This window comes from Pseudooceanicola aestuarii (genome assembly GCF_010614805.1).
Lineage (GTDB): Bacteria > Pseudomonadota > Alphaproteobacteria > Rhodobacterales > Rhodobacteraceae > Pseudooceanicola > Pseudooceanicola aestuarii.
This window is the reverse complement of the sequence record NZ_JAAFZC010000001.1, coordinates 65,314-79,266: the sequence shown is the minus strand read 5'-3', so window position 1 is coordinate 79,266 and position 13,953 is coordinate 65,314. Positions and strand designations below refer to the sequence as shown.

Here is a 13,953-nt window from a genome sequence, read left to right as displayed (position 1 = left end):
TGTTCGCCCTGCTGGCCCAGGCGCCCCGCGCCGGCAAGCCGCATCGATCCTGACCGCGCGGCCGCACGCGGACCGGTCGGGCGCCGTTCTATCCGTAGACCGGCAGCGTGACGTGAAGGCCCCGTGTGACCGCGCTTTCGTGGAGGCGCTCCGAGGGGTCGCGCCCGACTTCCCGGCGGGCGCGCAGCAGGAACAGTTTGCTCCACCCTTGCCACATGCCGATCGACGGGGCCTCCGGGTCGCGGGGGAACCGGTCGCGCCAGCCCTGTGGCAGCGGCAGGCCGCGCACCTCTGCCTGGGTCAGCATCCAGACCAGCGGGATATTCGACAGGCCGCGCGCGGCCAGGTCGCCGCCCAGGAAGCCGCCGACATCGCCATGGCTGCCGGGGAACCACACCTGTTCCAGCCGCCCCTGCCAACCCTCCGTGCTTTCCCACATCACCGGGGCGTAGACCTGCCGGGTTTCTTCCAGCGCCAGGGCGTGGAACCCGGCGCGGACGCAATCGGACAGGGCGTGGTTGTGGAACGCGTGCTGGGCATCGGTGATCTGCGACAACAACGGCAGGCGCAGGCCCAGCGATTTCACCGTATCGAAGGCGCCGATCATCTCCACTCGGGTTTCGGGATGGGAATGGGCGGTGGCGAAACGTCGGGCGGCTTCCGCATCGGGGATGTCCTGATACAGGCGATAGGCCTGGCGCACGTTGCGTTCGGTCGCCGCCTCCGCCTTCAGCAGGCCGACCCGGTCGATCAGCCCGGCCAAGGAGCGCACGGCATAGGCGCCCCGCGAATACCCGAAGAAGAAGATCCGGTCACCGGGCCGATAGCGGGAGGCGAGGTAGCCATAGGCGCGGCGGATCTGCCGGTTCAATCCCCGGCCCATCAGCACCTCGTGGGTGCGGGACCAGCTGGTCCACTGAATGCCGGCCTCGTAATATAGGGACAGGTCATGACCGGAATGTTCGGCCAGCAACTTGTAGATCAGCCCGACGTTGGATTCCGTGCCCTCCTCCAGGGTGGACATGGTGCCATCCAGCACGACGACATGGGTGACCGGCCCGCGCCGGGCCTGGACACCGCCGCGCGATTTGCGTTGCAGCCACGGCCCGGCAAACAGCCGGGCCGCAAGGTCACTCAGCCGCCCGAGGAACATTTTGCAACATCGCCCAGACCCGCGACGGGGTGAAGGGCATGTCCGCCCGGCTCAGCCCGCGCCGCGACAGCGCATCCATCACGGCATTGGCCGTGGCGCCCATGGCGCCCACGGTTCCGGCCTCGCCGCAGCCTTTCATCCCCATGGGGTTGGAGGTGGAGGGCACCGCCTCCGTCGTGAAAACGAACATAGGCATGTCGGCGGCACGAGGCATGGCGTAATCCATGAAGCTGGCGGTGACCAACTGGCCGTCGGTGTCGTAATGGGCCAATTCCATCAGGGCTTGCCCGGCCCCCTGGGCGACGCCGCCATGCACCTGGCCCTCGGCCAGCAAGGGATTGATCAGGTTTCCGAAATCATCGACGACGGTGTATTTCTCCAGCGTTGTCCGGCCGGTTTCCGGGTCGACCTCCACTTCGGCGATATGCGCGCCGTTGGGATAGGACCGCGCCGGCAGCTTGGCGGTCTGTTCGTGGATCATCAGATCCTCGCGTCCGGCCTCCCGTGCCATCTCGGCCACGTCGATCAGGGTGGGCGCGGCGTTGGAGCCCTGGATGCGGAAGCTTTCGTCGTCAAAGCTGATGTCGGCGGGGTCGACCTCCATCTTCTCGGCCAGGAAGGTGGCGAAACTCTCCACCATGGTGCCGACCACAGCCAGCGTCGCGTTGCTCTGCGTGGTGACAGAGCGGGAGCCGCCGGTGCCGCCGCCCTTGGCGATGCGGTCGCTGTCCCCCTGGATGACGCGGATCATCTCCATCGGGATGCCGGTCTGGTCCGAAAGGAACCGGGCATAGACCGTCTCGTGACCCTGGCCGTTGGACTGGGTGCCGACGTAGATATTGACCGTGCCATCGGCGTTGAATTCCACCTTGGCGGTTTCCGACGGATCGCCCAGGATGCTTTCGATATAATAGCACAGGCCCAGACCGCGCAGGCGCCCCGTCGCTTCAGCCGTGGCGCGGCGACCGCCGAACCCGGCGACATCGGCGAAGTCGATGGCCCGGTCCAGCACCCGGTTGAAATCGCCCACGTCATAGGTTTCACCCGTCACGGTCGTGTAGGGGAAGGAGTCCACGGGGATGAAGCTTTTGCGGCGCAGCTCGAACGGGTCGATGCCCAGGTCGCGGGCGGCGTAATCCATCATCCGTTCCAGAAGGAAGATCGCTTCCGGCCGGCCGGCGCCGCGATAGGCATCGGTGGGCGCGGTGTTGGTGTAATACCCCTCCGCCTCCAGGAAGGCGCCCTGGCAATCGTAGACCCCCATCAGCACGCGGGCGAACAGGAAGGTCTGGATCATCTGGCCGAAGTTGGAATTGTAGGCGCCAAGGTTGTATTTCGTGCGGACGTGATAACCCGTCAGCCTGTAATCGACGTCAAAAGCCATGGAGACCTGGTGCGTCAGGTCGCGCGCGCCATTGTCGGTCAGCATTGATTCCATGCGATCGGCAAGCCAGCGCACGGGCTGCCCCAGCTTCATCGCCGCAAAGGCACAAAGCGCGTATTCCGCGAACAGCTTGGTCTTCAGCCCGAAACCGCCGCCGACATCTGGGATGGTGACGCGGATGTCGTCCTCCTCCAGGTCGAAAAGGCGGGCCAGCTCGCGCTTGGGAGCCCAGACCCCCTGGCCCCCCATGGCCAGGTGCAGGCGCGTGCCGTCCCATTCGGCGAAACAGCCGCGCGGCTCCATCGGGACGACCATGATGCGGTGATCGACCACGTCGGCGTGAACGACATGGGCCGCGTCATCGAACGCCGCCTTCATCGCGTCCTCGTTGCCGGTGGCGTAATCCACGGCACGGTTGCCGGGCGCCTCCGGATGCAGATCGGCGCCGGTTGCGCCCGGCGTGGCGACGGCAGGCAGGTCTTCGTAATCAAAGACGATCAACTCGGCGGCATCGCGGGCGGCCTCCGGGCTGTCGGCGACGATCAGGGCCAGCCCTTCGCCCGCGAACCGGACGATGCCGTCGGCCAGCAGCGGATGGCGCGGCTGCGCCCCCTTGCTGCCGTCGCGATTGGGCGCCGGGGTGGCGATCAGCCCCTTGGTCACTCCGGCCTCCGCCAGGTCGGGCGCGGCGATCACCATGTGGACGCCGGGCGCCTGGCGGGCGTCTTCCAGGTCAAGTTCGGTAATCCGGGCATTGGCCACCGGCGCGCGGTGGACATAGGCAAACAGCGCCCCCGCCGGGGTGGCATCGTCGATGTACCGGCCCTGACCGGTCACGAAACGCACATCCTCGATGCGTCGAACCGGCTGTGACTTCCCGAATTTTTCCATGCGATCCCCCAATGGTCTGCAAGGGGGGAGACTAGTCACGCACCGCCGACTGTCCAGAGGCCGGGCGCGGTTCTTTTGTCACAAATGCGGTTTCCCCCGGCTTCGACCGACCGCGTCCCGGCGCGCGTTGCCGATCAGAACCGCGCGACACTGACGGTGGGGCCGGGGCCGTAACCGTTGAACCCGGTGGCGATGGCGTGGCCGTAGGCGCCCATGCCGTCGAACAGCACGTAATCGTCCACCGCCAGATCCCCGGGCAGTTCCGGCATGCCGGGCAGTCGATCCACCGAATCGCAGGTCGGGCCGAAGATCACGCGCGGGCGGCGGGCGCCTGTGCGGGGCAGGCCTTCGGGGGTGATCACCCGTATCCGATCGGTGACTGCAATATCGCGCAACTCCGACAATCCGCCATAGAGCCCGTCGTTCAACACCACCGCGCCGCCGTCGCGCAGCGCCTTCACCCGCGTCGCCAGGCACACCGAAGAGGCCACCATCGCCCGCCCCGGCTCGCACACCAGCGCGGGCGCCTGCGGGCCGAACGCCGTGGCGCAGGCGGCGGCGATCCGGGTCAGGATCGCCTCAAGATCCGGGGCGGGGCCGGTGCGGTGGGCGGGAAATCCGCCGCCGACGTTCAGCCGCGCCAGTCGCACCCCGGCGGCCCGGGCGATGTCCGCCGCCGCGCGGATATAGCTTTCCCAAGCGGCGGCGTCTTCGCATTGGGTGCCGGGATGAAAGGTCAGCGCCGGGGTCAGCCCGCGCCGGCCGACCTCGGCCAGCAGGGCCACCGCCTGCTGCGGTTCGGCGCCGAATTTGGAACCGAAATCATAGGCCGCGCCCGTCACCGACAGCTTGAACCTGACCGCGACTTCGCAGCCCAGCGGCGCCACCGCCCGCAGCCCCGCGCCATCGTCTACCGAGGCGGAGGAGACGGCAAATTGCGCCGCCTGCCCGATCTCCGCCGCCGAGCGCACGGGATTGTTGTAATGCAGCGCCGCATCGGGCGCGGCCTGCCGCACCAGCCGCATCTCTACGGGGGAGGCCACGTCATAGGCGGTGATCCCGGCCGCCCGCAGATTGTCCAGCACCACCCGTTCGGGATTGGCTTTCACCGCATAGGTGACCAGCCCCGGAAACCCGGCCTGGAACCGCCGTGCCGTCGCTTGCAATTCGGCGGGGCAGAAATACGGGATCGGGTGATCGGGTCGGATTTGGGCCAGGTGGGCCTCCGGGTGGGACAGGGCGTGATGGCGGGTCATGGGGGCCTCCTGCGGATGCTGCGGCGCGGGTGGGCCGCGCGCAGGATCACGATTGCGCGGATTTCTGTCGCTTTCACGAAGCAGTTCGCCTAATCGATGGAAAAGTTCCGACGGATTGCCCGCATGACCGATCAGATCGACGAAACCGATGCCGCCATCCTGCGCCTGCTGGCGGATAACGCCCGCGCCCCCGTGGCCGATCTGGCGCGGCAATTGGGGTTGGCGCGATCCACGGTGCAGGCCCGGATCGCGCGGCTGGAACGGATCGGCGCCATTGCCGGCTATGCGCTGCGACTGGGCGGACGGGCGGCGCCGGCCCTGCGCGCCACGGTCCTGCTGACGCTGGAACCCCGCGCCGAACCTGCCGTGCTGGCCCGCCTGCGCGACATGGCAGAGGTCGACAGCGTGCACACGACTTCGGGCCGGTTCGATCTGAAGGTGCAGATTTCCGCCCCCACGACCGAAGCACTGGACGATACGCTGAACCGCATCACCGCCGCACGCGGGGTGCGGTCATCGGAAAGCCTGATCCATCTGTCCACCCGGATCGACAGGGGGTAACGGTCGCACGGGGCCAGCAGCACACGGGAACGGCCCCGGCAATCGCCACCGTACCCATCCCGGTAGCCCCATCGCCGCCGGTCGCGGCGGCCGACAAGGGGCGCGCCGGGATGGCGGTGCGCCCCGGCCGCCCGCCCGGCGGCGCGCGGCAGAAAACAGCCCCGGCCCGCGCAGCGCATGCGCCCCCGGGGCCGGAGACGGGCCTCCCGACGACCGGGCCGGACCCGGTCGGACGGGGTCAGCCCATGCGGTCAGCCCATGCCGAGGGCCTGTTTGTACATGTCCAGAACCGCCTCTTCCTCGGCGATGTCGTCGGGCTCCCGCTTGCGCAGGGCGATGACCTTGCGGATCACCTTGGTGTCGTAACCACGGCCCTTGGCCTCGGCCATGACTTCCTTCTGCTGATCGGCGATGTCCTTCTTTTCAACGTCCAGACGTTCGATCCGTTCGATGAACTGGCGCAGCTCGTCCGCCGTGACGCGATAGCTGGCCTCTGCCTCTTCGTTCATTCCTGCGCTCCTGTTGATCGGGGTCAGAGTGATCTGCTAGCGTCCGCGCGGCGTTGCCGCAAGCCCTTCCGGCCTTGCGTGGCGGCGGGACTTGGCTTAGGCGCGGAGCGCGCGGTCGCCGGGGTGGCGTCCGCGCCATCGCCTGTCACGGCACAGCAAGGGAGACACGCATGGAATGGTTGGTCTGGATCGGTGCGCTGATCTCTGTTCTGGGGCTGGCCGGGCTGGTCTGGTCGATCCTGACGGTGCTGCGCGCCCGCCGCACCGCCCAGAGCGACGAGGAACTGCGCGCCGCCGTCCAGCGTGCGATGCCCCTGAACATGGGCGCGCTGTTCCTGTCGGTGATCGGGCTGATGATGGTGATCCTGGGCATTTTCCTGGGCTGATCCGCCGGACGCCCGCCGGGGCGCAACGGGCAGGGTGCAAGGGGCAGTCTGCCCCTTTCCCGGTCAGACCCATCCCGGACGAGCCCATCGCCCGGACCGGTCCAGCTGTCAGACGGGAAGGTTGTCGAACCGCGCCTCCATCGCTTCATTCGTCAGATCCTCTTGCAGGCGGCGCAGCTGCGCGGGTACGCCGGTGCCGGTGCGGGCGTAATCGCTGACCAGCCGGTGCAGACGGTCCAGGTGACGATGCCGCCGTCCGGGCGCCTCGTCCGTGATCAGCGACGTGACGGAGGCCGCCTCGTGGTTCAGTTCCGTGATCCTGTCTGAAGTCATGGCATGCTCCCCTCTCTGTCGCGTTGCCCTGCCGTCCGAAAGCAGCTCTCGGCGATCCATCCGGCAGAATGGTGGCGGATGGTTAAGCATTGGTTGTCGGGCGGTGGGTGCGGCTCCTCCGATCCGCATGATGCAAGGTACGCCGGATCCGCGCCGCTGCCAACGGATGTTTCAGATTGTGTCAGCAGCGGCGACAGGTTGCCGTCCCCGGTGCGTGGTGCGCTGCCTCCGGACCAGTCCCGACAGATCGCGAATGACCCTACAAAAACCGGGGCTTGCATCACATTCAATAATCTTTATATGTTTCAGGCAACAGGAGGGACGCCATGACACCCGAAGTGACCGCCTTTTTCGACGAGGCCACGAACACCATTTCCTACGTCCTGCGTGATCCGGGGGGCAGCGCCTGCGCGGTGATCGATTCGGTGCTGGACTTCGATTATGCTTCGGGCCGGACCGACACGCGGTCGGCCGATGCCATCGTCGAATTCGTGCGCGACAAGGGGTGGCGTGTCGCCTGGCTGCTGGAAACCCATGTCCATGCCGATCACCTGTCCGCCGCGCCCTACTTGCAAGAGCGGCTGGGCGGGCGCATCGGCATCGGCGAACGGATCACCCAGGTGCAGGACACCTTTGGCAAGGTCTTCAACGAAGGGACGGAGTTCCAGCGCGACGGTTCCCAGTTCGATCAGCTGTTCGAGGATGGCGACAGCTTCACCATCGGCCAGCTGCGCGGCGATGTGGTGCACACGCCTGGCCATACACCGGCCTGCCTGACCTATGTGATCGGAGATGCCGCCTTTGTCGGGGATACGCTGTTCATGCCGGATTTCGGCACTGCGCGCTGCGATTTCCCCGGCGGCTCCTCCGCGCAGCTGTTCGCCTCGATCCAGAAGATCCTGGCCCTGCCCGAGGAGACGCGGATTTTCGTCGGCCACGATTACAAGGCGCCAGGTCGCGACGAATACGCGTGGGAAACCACTGTCGGCGCCCAGAAGGCCCGCAACGTGCATATCGGCGCGGGCCGTACGGCCGAAGAATTCGTTCAGATGCGCGACGCCCGCGACGCCACGCTGGCGATGCCCCGGCTGATCATCCCGTCGCTTCAAGTGAACATGCGGGCCGGACAGATGCCCGAACCGGACGCGCAGGGTGACGTCTTTCTGAAGGTGCCGGTGAACAAGCTTTGACACGCCTTGCCTGACCGCCCATCCCGGCGCACCGCCGGGCGGGCAGAGTCAGGTCGGGACAGATCGTTTGGAATGAACATGGAATCGAGTTGGATCATGGGGCTGGTCGGCGGGGTGCTGATCGGGACCGGCGGTGCCGTCTACCTGTTGGGGAATGGGCGCATCATGGGGGCCTCCGGCATCATCGGCGGGCTGGTGGACGGGTCGGGCCGCGACACGGCGGCCGAACGGCTGATCTTTCTTGCCGGGGTGGTTCTGATGCCGTTGCTGCTGCTGCCCTTTGTCGGGGATCCGCAGACGCGGGCGACATCGGAGCTGTGGGTGCTGGCGGCGGCGGGGCTATGCGTCGGATTAGGCACGCGGGTGGCCAATGGCTGCACCTCCGGACACGGGGTCTGCGGGATCTCGCGGCTGTCGCTGCGTGGGATCGTGGCGACCCTTTTCTACATTCTGGCGGGCGGGCTGACGGTGGTTCTGTTCCGGCACATCCTGGGGGTGATTTGATGCATCGACTGATCGCATTGGTCGCCGGCGGATTGTTCGGCACTGGCCTCTATCTGTCCGGCTTGACCGACACGACAAAGGTGCAGGGCTGGCTGGATGTGTTCGGTGACTGGGATCCCACCTTGGCTTTCGTGATGGGCGGGGCGATCCTGCCCATGGCGCTGGCCTGGGCGCTGATCCGGGCGCGCGCCGGGCGGCTGCGCCCGCTGGCGGGGGGCACCTTCCCGGCGCCGCCCCGGCCCGAGGTCGACCGTCGGCTGGTGGTCGGATCCGTCCTTTTCGGCCTGGGCTGGGGGCTGGCGGGGCTGTGCCCCGGACCGGCAGTGGCCTCGCTGTCCTTCGGCGGGTGGCAGGGAGTGGTCTTCCTGGGCTTCATGGTGCTGGGCATGGCGATCGCGCCGCGCCTGCGCGACAGGCTGGACAGGGCCGTTCCGGCGGACTAACCAAAGGCATGAACATCAGACCCCTGACCCCCCGCTATGCCGTCTCTCCCCAGATCGCGCCCGAGGATATGGCCGCGATCCGCGAGGCCGGGTTCACCACGGTGATCTGCAACCGCCCCGATGCCGAGAACCCGCCGGAATGGCAGGCCGACGCAATGGCCGGCGCGGCCAAGGCGGCCGGGCTGGATTTCGTGGTACTGCCGCTGACCCATCAGACCATGACGCCTGAGAATACCGCGATCCAGATGCAGACGGTGGAAGCCTCGGACGGGCCGGTGCTGGCCTATTGCGCCTCTGGCACGCGCTGTTCGGTGATCTGGTCGCTGGGCCAGGCAACGGCCGGAATGGCCCCGGAGGAGATCCTGACCACCACAGCCAGGGCCGGCTATGACCTGGCCGCGCTGCGCCCCCGTCTGGAAGAGCTGTCGGCGGGCTGAACGCGGGGCAGGGGCTGAATGCGGGGCAGGGGCTGAATGCGGGGCAGGAGCTGGGCGCGGGACGTGGCAAAGCAGTGGACCCAGCCTTGCCGCGACTTGCGGTGCCCCCCATGCTGCGGCGGCGTCAGCGGCGCGGCGACGAACCTGTCGACCCGACGTTGCAAAGGGTCGAGATGTGGCAGGGGGCGCTGCCCCCTCTTGAGCTGCGCTCAATTCACCCCCGCGGTATTTCGTCCCGAAGGGGGCGATCTCCGGCGCGGTCGGCGTTCGCCGGCACAGGCCCGCTGGCGTCCAGACGCCTTGGCAAACGCGGTCGCCGCGTCTATACGCGCGATCTGACACACAGGAGGCCCCAATGGTCGGTAGCGCCAATCTCAACATCATGATCAAGGCCGCCCGTAAGGCGGGCCGCTCCCTGGTGAAGGACTTCCGCGAGGTGGAGAACCTTCAGGTGTCGATGAAAGGCGCGGGCGATTTCGTCAGCCGGGCCGATATCGCCGCCGAGAAGATCCTGAAAGAAGAATTGATGACCGCCCGTCCGACCTATGGTTGGCTGGCCGAGGAGGGGGGCGAGGATGCCGGGCAGGATCCCACCCGCCGCTGGATCGTCGATCCGTTGGACGGCACCACGAATTTCCTGCACGGCCTTCCGCATTGGGCGATTTCCATCGGGCTGGAACACAAGGGTCAGATGGTCGCCGGCGTGATCTTTGACGCCGCCAAGAACGAGATGTTCTTTGCGGAGAAAGGCGAAGGCGCCTGGATGAACGAAAGCCGCATCCGCGCCTCCGGACGGACGCGGATGATCGAATCGATCTATGCTACGGGCCTGCCCTTTGGTGGGCGTTCCGACCTGCCGGCCACGATCCAGGACCTGGCGCGGCTGCTGCCCGCCTGTGCCGGGGTGCGGCGCTGGGGGGCGGCGGCGCTGGACATGGCCTATGTGGCGGCGGGCCGGTACGACGGCTTCTGGGAACGTCGCTTGAATTCCTGGGACATGGCCGCCGGGCTGGTGATCCTGCGCGAGGCCGGTGCGCTGGTGGAGCCGCTGCGCAAGGACGGTGATATCTTTGCCGATGGCGAGGTGATCACCGCCAACGAAGGGCTGTTCGACGCCTTTACCAAGGTCATTCGCAACACCTGAACCTGAAGCGGAGCCCAGAGGCACGACCGTGAGCGATGGGCTCCCCCCCGGGGGCGGCCCTTTCGTCATTTCGGGGGCAGGCGATCCTTGTTGGCGACCTAGGTTCGGCGCGGGCCACGGCGACAAGACAGGAAGGTTCGCTAGTGCGCATCGTCGTGAAGTCCCGAAAATTTTCCGTGAATTGTCGTGAGAAGACGTCATCGCCTTTTTCGAAACCGGGCAGAGCTACTGCCCGTATCTCCAGCAGCCTGACAGAAAATTGGGCGCTTCGGGAAGGTTCTCGAAGCCAACAGATGGAGAATGATGATGACGTTCAAGACCCTGATTACCGCCGCTGCGACCTCTGCCCTGCTGGCCGGGGGCGCCTTTGCCGAATCCCATGGCGGTAAGAACCCGATGGTGGGCGGCGCTGAAATGTTCGCTGACAAGACCATCGTGGAGAACGCCTCGCAGAGCGCAGACCACACCACGCTGGTTGCCGCCGTGAAGGCCGCAGGCCTGGTTGAAACGCTGAGCGGCGAAGGCCCGTTCACCGTGTTCGCCCCCACCAACGCCGCCTTCGAGAAACTGCCCGAAGGTACTGTCGAAGACCTGCTGAAGCCTGAAAACAAGGAACAGCTGACCAAGATCCTGACCTGCCACGTCGTCGCCGCCGATGCCATGTCGGACGCCATCCGTGGCATGATCGACGATGACGGTGGGGAGCACCCGGTACCCACCGTCGGCGGCTGCACCTTGCAGGCGACCTATGATGGCGACGCGATCATGATCGAAGACGAGCAGGGCAACGTCGCCAATGTCACCGTCGCCGATGTCGATCAGTCGAACGGCGTCGTGCACGTGATCGACACGGTGCTGATGCCCGCGATGTAATCCGGCGCGGCCGGGTCGCGTGATCCGGGCCGCACCGAACCTCACGGCCGCCCGCACCCCTCGCGGGCGGCCGATCTTTTTCCCTCCGATTCAATGCAAATTCTTCAAGACAAGACCCTTCCGAAAGGAGGCCCCCAGATGAAACGTCGTGTTTTCCTGACCACCGCGGCCGCCACGGCCAGCACCTTTGCCACAGGCCTTGCAAGGGGCCCCTTGAACGCCGCTTCCGGCAGTTTCGAGGTGCAGCGCAGCGTGCCGGAATGGAAGGCGATGCTGAGCGATCTGGAATACAAGGTCATGCGCGAAGACGGTACGGAACCTGCCTACAGTTCCAAGTTGCATGACCTGAAAGAAGATGGCACCTACCTGTGCCGGGGATGCGACCTGCCGATCTACTCTTCGGCGGACAAGTTCGATTCGGGCACCGGCTGGCCCAGCTTTACCCGGCCGATCGCGGATGATGCTGTCCGGACCAAGCCGGATCGCAGCCTGTTTGCCACGCGCACAGAGGTACATTGCCGCCGCTGCGGTTCGCATCTGGGTCATATCTTCGACGATGGTCCCGAACCCACCGGCAAGCGCCATTGCCTGAACGGCGTCAGCCTGAAGTTCACCCCAACCAATACCTGACCGCGCGGGGGCCACGCCCTGTTTCCGGCAAAGGGCCGGCCACGATCCTTGAGGGGTCAGGGCCGGCCTCTTCCAATTTCAGCTCAGAATGTTAGCCGCATTCCGCAAGGCAGGCCTCACTTGAAGTTGCGGCTGTCCTTGATCTGATCCCAGGCCCAGACCACCTGCTGCAATTGTTCTTCCTGGCTGCGATCGCCGCCGTTCATATCCGGGTGCAGCACCTTGATCAGCGCCTTGTAGGCCTTGCGGACCTCGGCCTTGGACCAATCATCGCGTGCCTCCAGGATCTCGATCGCCTGGCGTTCCGTGGGGGGCAGGCGCCGGCCAGCGGCCTGGCCGTTGCGGCCGGGGTTCTGTGTCGCGTTGGCGCCCAGAACCTGGTGCGCATCCTCGATCCCCAACCGCGCCCAGGCGCGCTGTTCGGGGTCGCCCATGGGTTTGGTCTGGCGGTCCCAGACCTTGTCCTTGGACATCTGAGCGTTCATTTCCGCTTCGGTTGTTCCGTCAAAGAAGTTCCACTTCAGATTGTATTCGCGAACGTGGTCCCGGCAAAACCATTTGAATTCGTCCAGAACGTCCGGCGCCTTGGGCGCGCGGTACTTTCCCGCCTCCTCGCAGCCCGGATGTTCGCACACGCGGGTCGATGTCTCGGATGCGCCGGACATACCGCGACGACCGCGGTTGGTTTTCTTTTTGGCCGAGGAAACCGACATATCAAAGCCGAATGGGTCAGGCTTGGGCATGAGTGCTCCTTTCCGAGTCAGGCGATGCAGTTTAGTCTGAGATGCGAGAGATTGAAGAGGCAGGAGAAGAAAAAATGTCCCGAACGGCAGAGATCCGCAGTGCGTTGGAGCGCAGTTTTACTCCGGAGCGGCTGGAAGTGCTGGACGAAAGCGAAAGCCATCGCGGCCATGCCGGGTACCAGGAGGGGGGGGAAAGTCATTTTCGCATCCGCATGAAGGCCGCCGCCTTCGAAGGGCAGTCCCGGATCGCCCGCCACCGCGCGGTTCACGCCGCCCTGGGGCCCGATCTGATCAGCCGCATCCACGCCCTGGCATTGGAACTGGAAGCATAGCCCCCCTTTGTCCGGCTGCTGCCGCGCGGCGCCCCATGCCGCAAGGATCCGGCGGGCCTCAGGGGCGGGCGTCGCGGAATTTCAGCGCCTCCGGCACCTCGGTCAGGTCGGCTTCGGCCTCGTCCTCCGTATCGGGATCGGCAGGGGGCGTGAAGTCGCCTGAGGAAGGGGCGTCCGGGGCTGTGTCGACAGGTGCTTCCGGGGGGGGGGGCGATGCCGGTGCGGGGTCCGGAGTGTCGCCGCCCATGGGGGCGTAGCGGTCGACCACGCGGAGGTTTTCGGGCAATCTGCGTCCTACAAGGCGCGGCGCGTCGACCACGGTGGCGTCGGGCGCTGGTTCACGGCTCGCGGCGTCGGGGCCGATTGCCGGCGCCGTCTCTACCTGCGTGACGGGGGTCTCGGTGGTGACATCCAGGGCGGAGCTCGGTCCGGTATCCGGGGCGGAGTTCAGCGCGGTCGCCTCGGCGCTGTCCTGCGGGACGAAGGCGGCGGCGATCACGCGGCCGGGCCCCCCGGCGGGGATCTCCGGTGTGCTGTCTTGCGGCGGAACGGGGGCGTCTTCGGGCGTGGCATTGGATCGGCGCGCGGCATCGATACCAGTCGCGCTGTCAGTTTCGTCCTCGACCGCCTCGTCCCCCTGATCGGCGGGGAAGGCGCTGTCCTCGGGCATGTCGGAGATCGCGTCGGCATCCTGCCGAAGGCCCCGGCTGTCATCGTTCCACGCACCGGAGAGGCGGGCGGCACGGCGGCGCAGCAGCTCGGCAAAGCCGTCGCTGGCAGTGACTTCCTGTGCGCCGTGTTCATCGTCTTCTTCCGGTGGGTCGCGGAAATCCTGCGCCGCTTCAGCCGCGGGCAGCAGGATCGGCGTCTCCTCCCGTTCGGGCGGTTCCAGCAACTCGGGCCGGAACGCGTCGGTACTGCCCGCCCGGCGCCGCCGAAAGATCAGCAGGTTGCGATAGGTCGTGGCGACGGAGGTCAGGCCGGAGCGTTCCTCCGATGGCAAGGTTTCCGCCCTCCAATATTCCCAACCGTCGCCGGCCATCTCGTTCATCAACGTCTCGATGGCATGGGCAAACCGCCCTTCGGGGCCCTTGGCGCCCCGCGCCCGCTTGCCCCGCTGGGGGGCGGGCACAACCCTGTACTCAAAAATGGTCATCTCGATCCAATTGATTTATCCGTGCCGG

General features: G+C 66.6%; 17 protein-coding genes. 10 read left to right on the top strand and 7 right to left on the bottom strand.

Annotation, left to right across the window (positions count from 1 at the left end; genetic code table 11):
* Window positions 1-88 precede the first annotated feature (88 nt).
* The 3 genes from G5A46_RS00330 to G5A46_RS00320 all read right to left on the bottom strand — a co-directional run bounded on the left by G5A46_RS00330 (window position 89) and on the right by G5A46_RS00320 (window position 4,684).
* Window positions 89-1,153 carry a DUF2235 domain-containing protein gene (locus G5A46_RS00330; protein ID WP_163846236.1) on the bottom strand — a complete coding sequence of 355 codons (1,065 nt, stop codon included), beginning with the start codon at window positions 1,151-1,153 and terminating at the stop codon, window positions 89-91.
* Complete coding sequence (locus tag G5A46_RS00325; RefSeq protein ID WP_163846234.1) at window positions 1,131-3,428, bottom strand: xanthine dehydrogenase family protein molybdopterin-binding subunit; 2,298 nt, start codon at window positions 3,426-3,428, stop codon at window positions 1,131-1,133. Before G5A46_RS00325 ends, G5A46_RS00330 begins: the two co-directional genes overlap by 23 nt.
* Before the next feature lie 134 nt (window positions 3,429-3,562).
* The gene (locus G5A46_RS00320) at window positions 3,563-4,684 is read right to left on the bottom strand and encodes a type III PLP-dependent enzyme domain-containing protein (protein WP_163846232.1); all 1,122 of its coding nucleotides are present in this window, start codon (window positions 4,682-4,684) and stop codon (window positions 3,563-3,565) included.
* Between the two features lie 123 nt (window positions 4,685-4,807).
* Between G5A46_RS00320 and G5A46_RS00315 the strand changes: the two genes are divergently transcribed.
* The gene (locus G5A46_RS00315) at window positions 4,808-5,245 is read left to right on the top strand and encodes an Lrp/AsnC family transcriptional regulator (protein WP_163846230.1); all 438 of its coding nucleotides are present in this window, start codon (window positions 4,808-4,810) and stop codon (window positions 5,243-5,245) included.
* 251 nt (window positions 5,246-5,496) lie between these two features.
* Here G5A46_RS00315 and G5A46_RS00310 read toward each other — a convergent pair whose 3' ends face one another.
* Complete coding sequence (locus G5A46_RS00310; RefSeq protein WP_163846228.1) at window positions 5,497-5,754, bottom strand: DUF2312 domain-containing protein; 258 nt, start codon at window positions 5,752-5,754, stop codon at window positions 5,497-5,499.
* 170 nt (window positions 5,755-5,924) lie between these two features.
* Here G5A46_RS00310 and G5A46_RS00305 point away from each other — a divergent pair, with 170 nt between their 5' ends.
* Complete coding sequence (locus G5A46_RS00305) at window positions 5,925-6,140, top strand: hypothetical protein (RefSeq protein WP_163846226.1); 216 nt, start codon at window positions 5,925-5,927, stop codon at window positions 6,138-6,140.
* Window positions 6,141-6,248: 108 nt separating this feature from the next.
* Here the strand turns inward: G5A46_RS00305 and G5A46_RS00300 are convergent, their stop codons facing one another.
* Window positions 6,249-6,473: a hypothetical protein gene (locus tag G5A46_RS00300; RefSeq protein WP_163846224.1), complete on the bottom strand. Its 225-nt coding sequence runs from the start codon at window positions 6,471-6,473 to the stop codon at window positions 6,249-6,251.
* A gap of 326 nt (window positions 6,474-6,799) precedes the next feature.
* Between G5A46_RS00300 and G5A46_RS00295 the strand changes: the two genes are divergently transcribed.
* The 7 genes from G5A46_RS00295 to msrB all read left to right on the top strand — a co-directional run bounded on the left by G5A46_RS00295 (window position 6,800) and on the right by msrB (window position 11,694).
* On the top strand, window positions 6,800-7,663 hold the full coding sequence (locus G5A46_RS00295) for an MBL fold metallo-hydrolase (RefSeq protein WP_163846222.1): 864 nt from the start codon (window positions 6,800-6,802) through the stop codon (window positions 7,661-7,663).
* A gap of 78 nt (window positions 7,664-7,741) precedes the next feature.
* Entirely contained in the window at window positions 7,742-8,167 is a 426-nt protein-coding gene (locus G5A46_RS00290) for a YeeE/YedE family protein (protein WP_163849807.1), read from the top strand.
* A complete protein-coding gene (locus G5A46_RS00285; protein WP_163846220.1) occupies window positions 8,167-8,610 on the top strand; it encodes a DUF6691 family protein in 444 nt (147 codons plus the stop codon). Before G5A46_RS00290 ends, G5A46_RS00285 begins: the two co-directional genes overlap by 1 nt.
* Window positions 8,611-8,618: 8 nt before the next feature.
* Complete coding sequence (locus G5A46_RS00280) at window positions 8,619-9,047, top strand: protein tyrosine phosphatase family protein (RefSeq protein WP_163846217.1); 429 nt, start codon at window positions 8,619-8,621, stop codon at window positions 9,045-9,047.
* 355 nt (window positions 9,048-9,402) lie between these two features.
* Window positions 9,403-10,191, top strand: a complete 789-nt coding sequence (locus G5A46_RS00275; RefSeq protein WP_163846215.1) for an inositol monophosphatase family protein — start codon at window positions 9,403-9,405, stop codon at window positions 10,189-10,191.
* 306 nt (window positions 10,192-10,497) lie between these two features.
* On the top strand, window positions 10,498-11,064 hold the full coding sequence (locus G5A46_RS00270) for a fasciclin domain-containing protein (protein WP_163846213.1): 567 nt from the start codon (window positions 10,498-10,500) through the stop codon (window positions 11,062-11,064).
* A gap of 138 nt (window positions 11,065-11,202) precedes the next feature.
* Window positions 11,203-11,694: a peptide-methionine (R)-S-oxide reductase MsrB gene (gene msrB, locus G5A46_RS00265; protein ID WP_163846211.1), complete on the top strand. Its 492-nt coding sequence runs from the start codon at window positions 11,203-11,205 to the stop codon at window positions 11,692-11,694.
* Between the two features lie 116 nt (window positions 11,695-11,810).
* Here msrB and G5A46_RS00260 read toward each other — a convergent pair whose 3' ends face one another.
* Window positions 11,811-12,437, bottom strand: coding sequence for a J domain-containing protein (locus tag G5A46_RS00260; protein ID WP_163846209.1), 627 nt, complete (start codon window positions 12,435-12,437; stop codon window positions 11,811-11,813).
* Between the two features lie 74 nt (window positions 12,438-12,511).
* On the opposite strand from G5A46_RS00260, the gene G5A46_RS00255 reads away from it, so the two are divergent.
* On the top strand, window positions 12,512-12,769 hold the full coding sequence (locus G5A46_RS00255) for a BolA family protein (RefSeq protein WP_163846207.1): 258 nt from the start codon (window positions 12,512-12,514) through the stop codon (window positions 12,767-12,769).
* 58 nt (window positions 12,770-12,827) lie between these two features.
* Here G5A46_RS00255 and G5A46_RS19895 read toward each other — a convergent pair whose 3' ends face one another.
* The gene (locus tag G5A46_RS19895) at window positions 12,828-13,925 is read right to left on the bottom strand and encodes a hypothetical protein (RefSeq protein WP_163846205.1); all 1,098 of its coding nucleotides are present in this window, start codon (window positions 13,923-13,925) and stop codon (window positions 12,828-12,830) included.
* Window positions 13,926-13,953 lie beyond the last annotated feature (28 nt).

What these genes read in the sequence shown, in the direction of transcription:
- G5A46_RS00330 (WP_163846236.1), bottom strand. Translation starts at nt 1,153, where the DNA reads ATGTTCCTCGGGCGGCTGAGTGACCTTGCGGCCCGGCTGTTTGCCGGG.
- G5A46_RS00325 (WP_163846234.1), bottom strand. Translation starts at nt 3,428, where the DNA reads ATGGAAAAATTCGGGAAGTCACAGCCGGTTCGACGCATCGAGGATGTG.
- G5A46_RS00320 (WP_163846232.1), bottom strand. Translation starts at nt 4,684, where the DNA reads ATGACCCGCCATCACGCCCTGTCCCACCCGGAGGCCCACCTGGCCCAA.
- G5A46_RS00315 (WP_163846230.1), top strand. Translation starts at nt 4,808, where the DNA reads ATGACCGATCAGATCGACGAAACCGATGCCGCCATCCTGCGCCTGCTG.
- G5A46_RS00310 (WP_163846228.1), bottom strand. Translation starts at nt 5,754, where the DNA reads ATGAACGAAGAGGCAGAGGCCAGCTATCGCGTCACGGCGGACGAGCTG.
- G5A46_RS00305 (WP_163846226.1), top strand. Translation starts at nt 5,925, where the DNA reads ATGGAATGGTTGGTCTGGATCGGTGCGCTGATCTCTGTTCTGGGGCTG.
- G5A46_RS00300 (WP_163846224.1), bottom strand. Translation starts at nt 6,473, where the DNA reads ATGACTTCAGACAGGATCACGGAACTGAACCACGAGGCGGCCTCCGTC.
- G5A46_RS00295 (WP_163846222.1), top strand. Translation starts at nt 6,800, where the DNA reads ATGACACCCGAAGTGACCGCCTTTTTCGACGAGGCCACGAACACCATT.
- G5A46_RS00290 (WP_163849807.1), top strand. Translation starts at nt 7,742, where the DNA reads ATGGAATCGAGTTGGATCATGGGGCTGGTCGGCGGGGTGCTGATCGGG.
- G5A46_RS00285 (WP_163846220.1), top strand. Translation starts at nt 8,167, where the DNA reads ATGCATCGACTGATCGCATTGGTCGCCGGCGGATTGTTCGGCACTGGC.
- G5A46_RS00280 (WP_163846217.1), top strand. Translation starts at nt 8,619, where the DNA reads ATGAACATCAGACCCCTGACCCCCCGCTATGCCGTCTCTCCCCAGATC.
- G5A46_RS00275 (WP_163846215.1), top strand. Translation starts at nt 9,403, where the DNA reads ATGGTCGGTAGCGCCAATCTCAACATCATGATCAAGGCCGCCCGTAAG.
- G5A46_RS00270 (WP_163846213.1), top strand. Translation starts at nt 10,498, where the DNA reads ATGACGTTCAAGACCCTGATTACCGCCGCTGCGACCTCTGCCCTGCTG.
- msrB (WP_163846211.1), top strand. Translation starts at nt 11,203, where the DNA reads ATGAAACGTCGTGTTTTCCTGACCACCGCGGCCGCCACGGCCAGCACC.
- G5A46_RS00260 (WP_163846209.1), bottom strand. Translation starts at nt 12,437, where the DNA reads ATGCCCAAGCCTGACCCATTCGGCTTTGATATGTCGGTTTCCTCGGCC.
- G5A46_RS00255 (WP_163846207.1), top strand. Translation starts at nt 12,512, where the DNA reads ATGTCCCGAACGGCAGAGATCCGCAGTGCGTTGGAGCGCAGTTTTACT.
- G5A46_RS19895 (WP_163846205.1), bottom strand. Translation starts at nt 13,925, where the DNA reads ATGACCATTTTTGAGTACAGGGTTGTGCCCGCCCCCCAGCGGGGCAAG.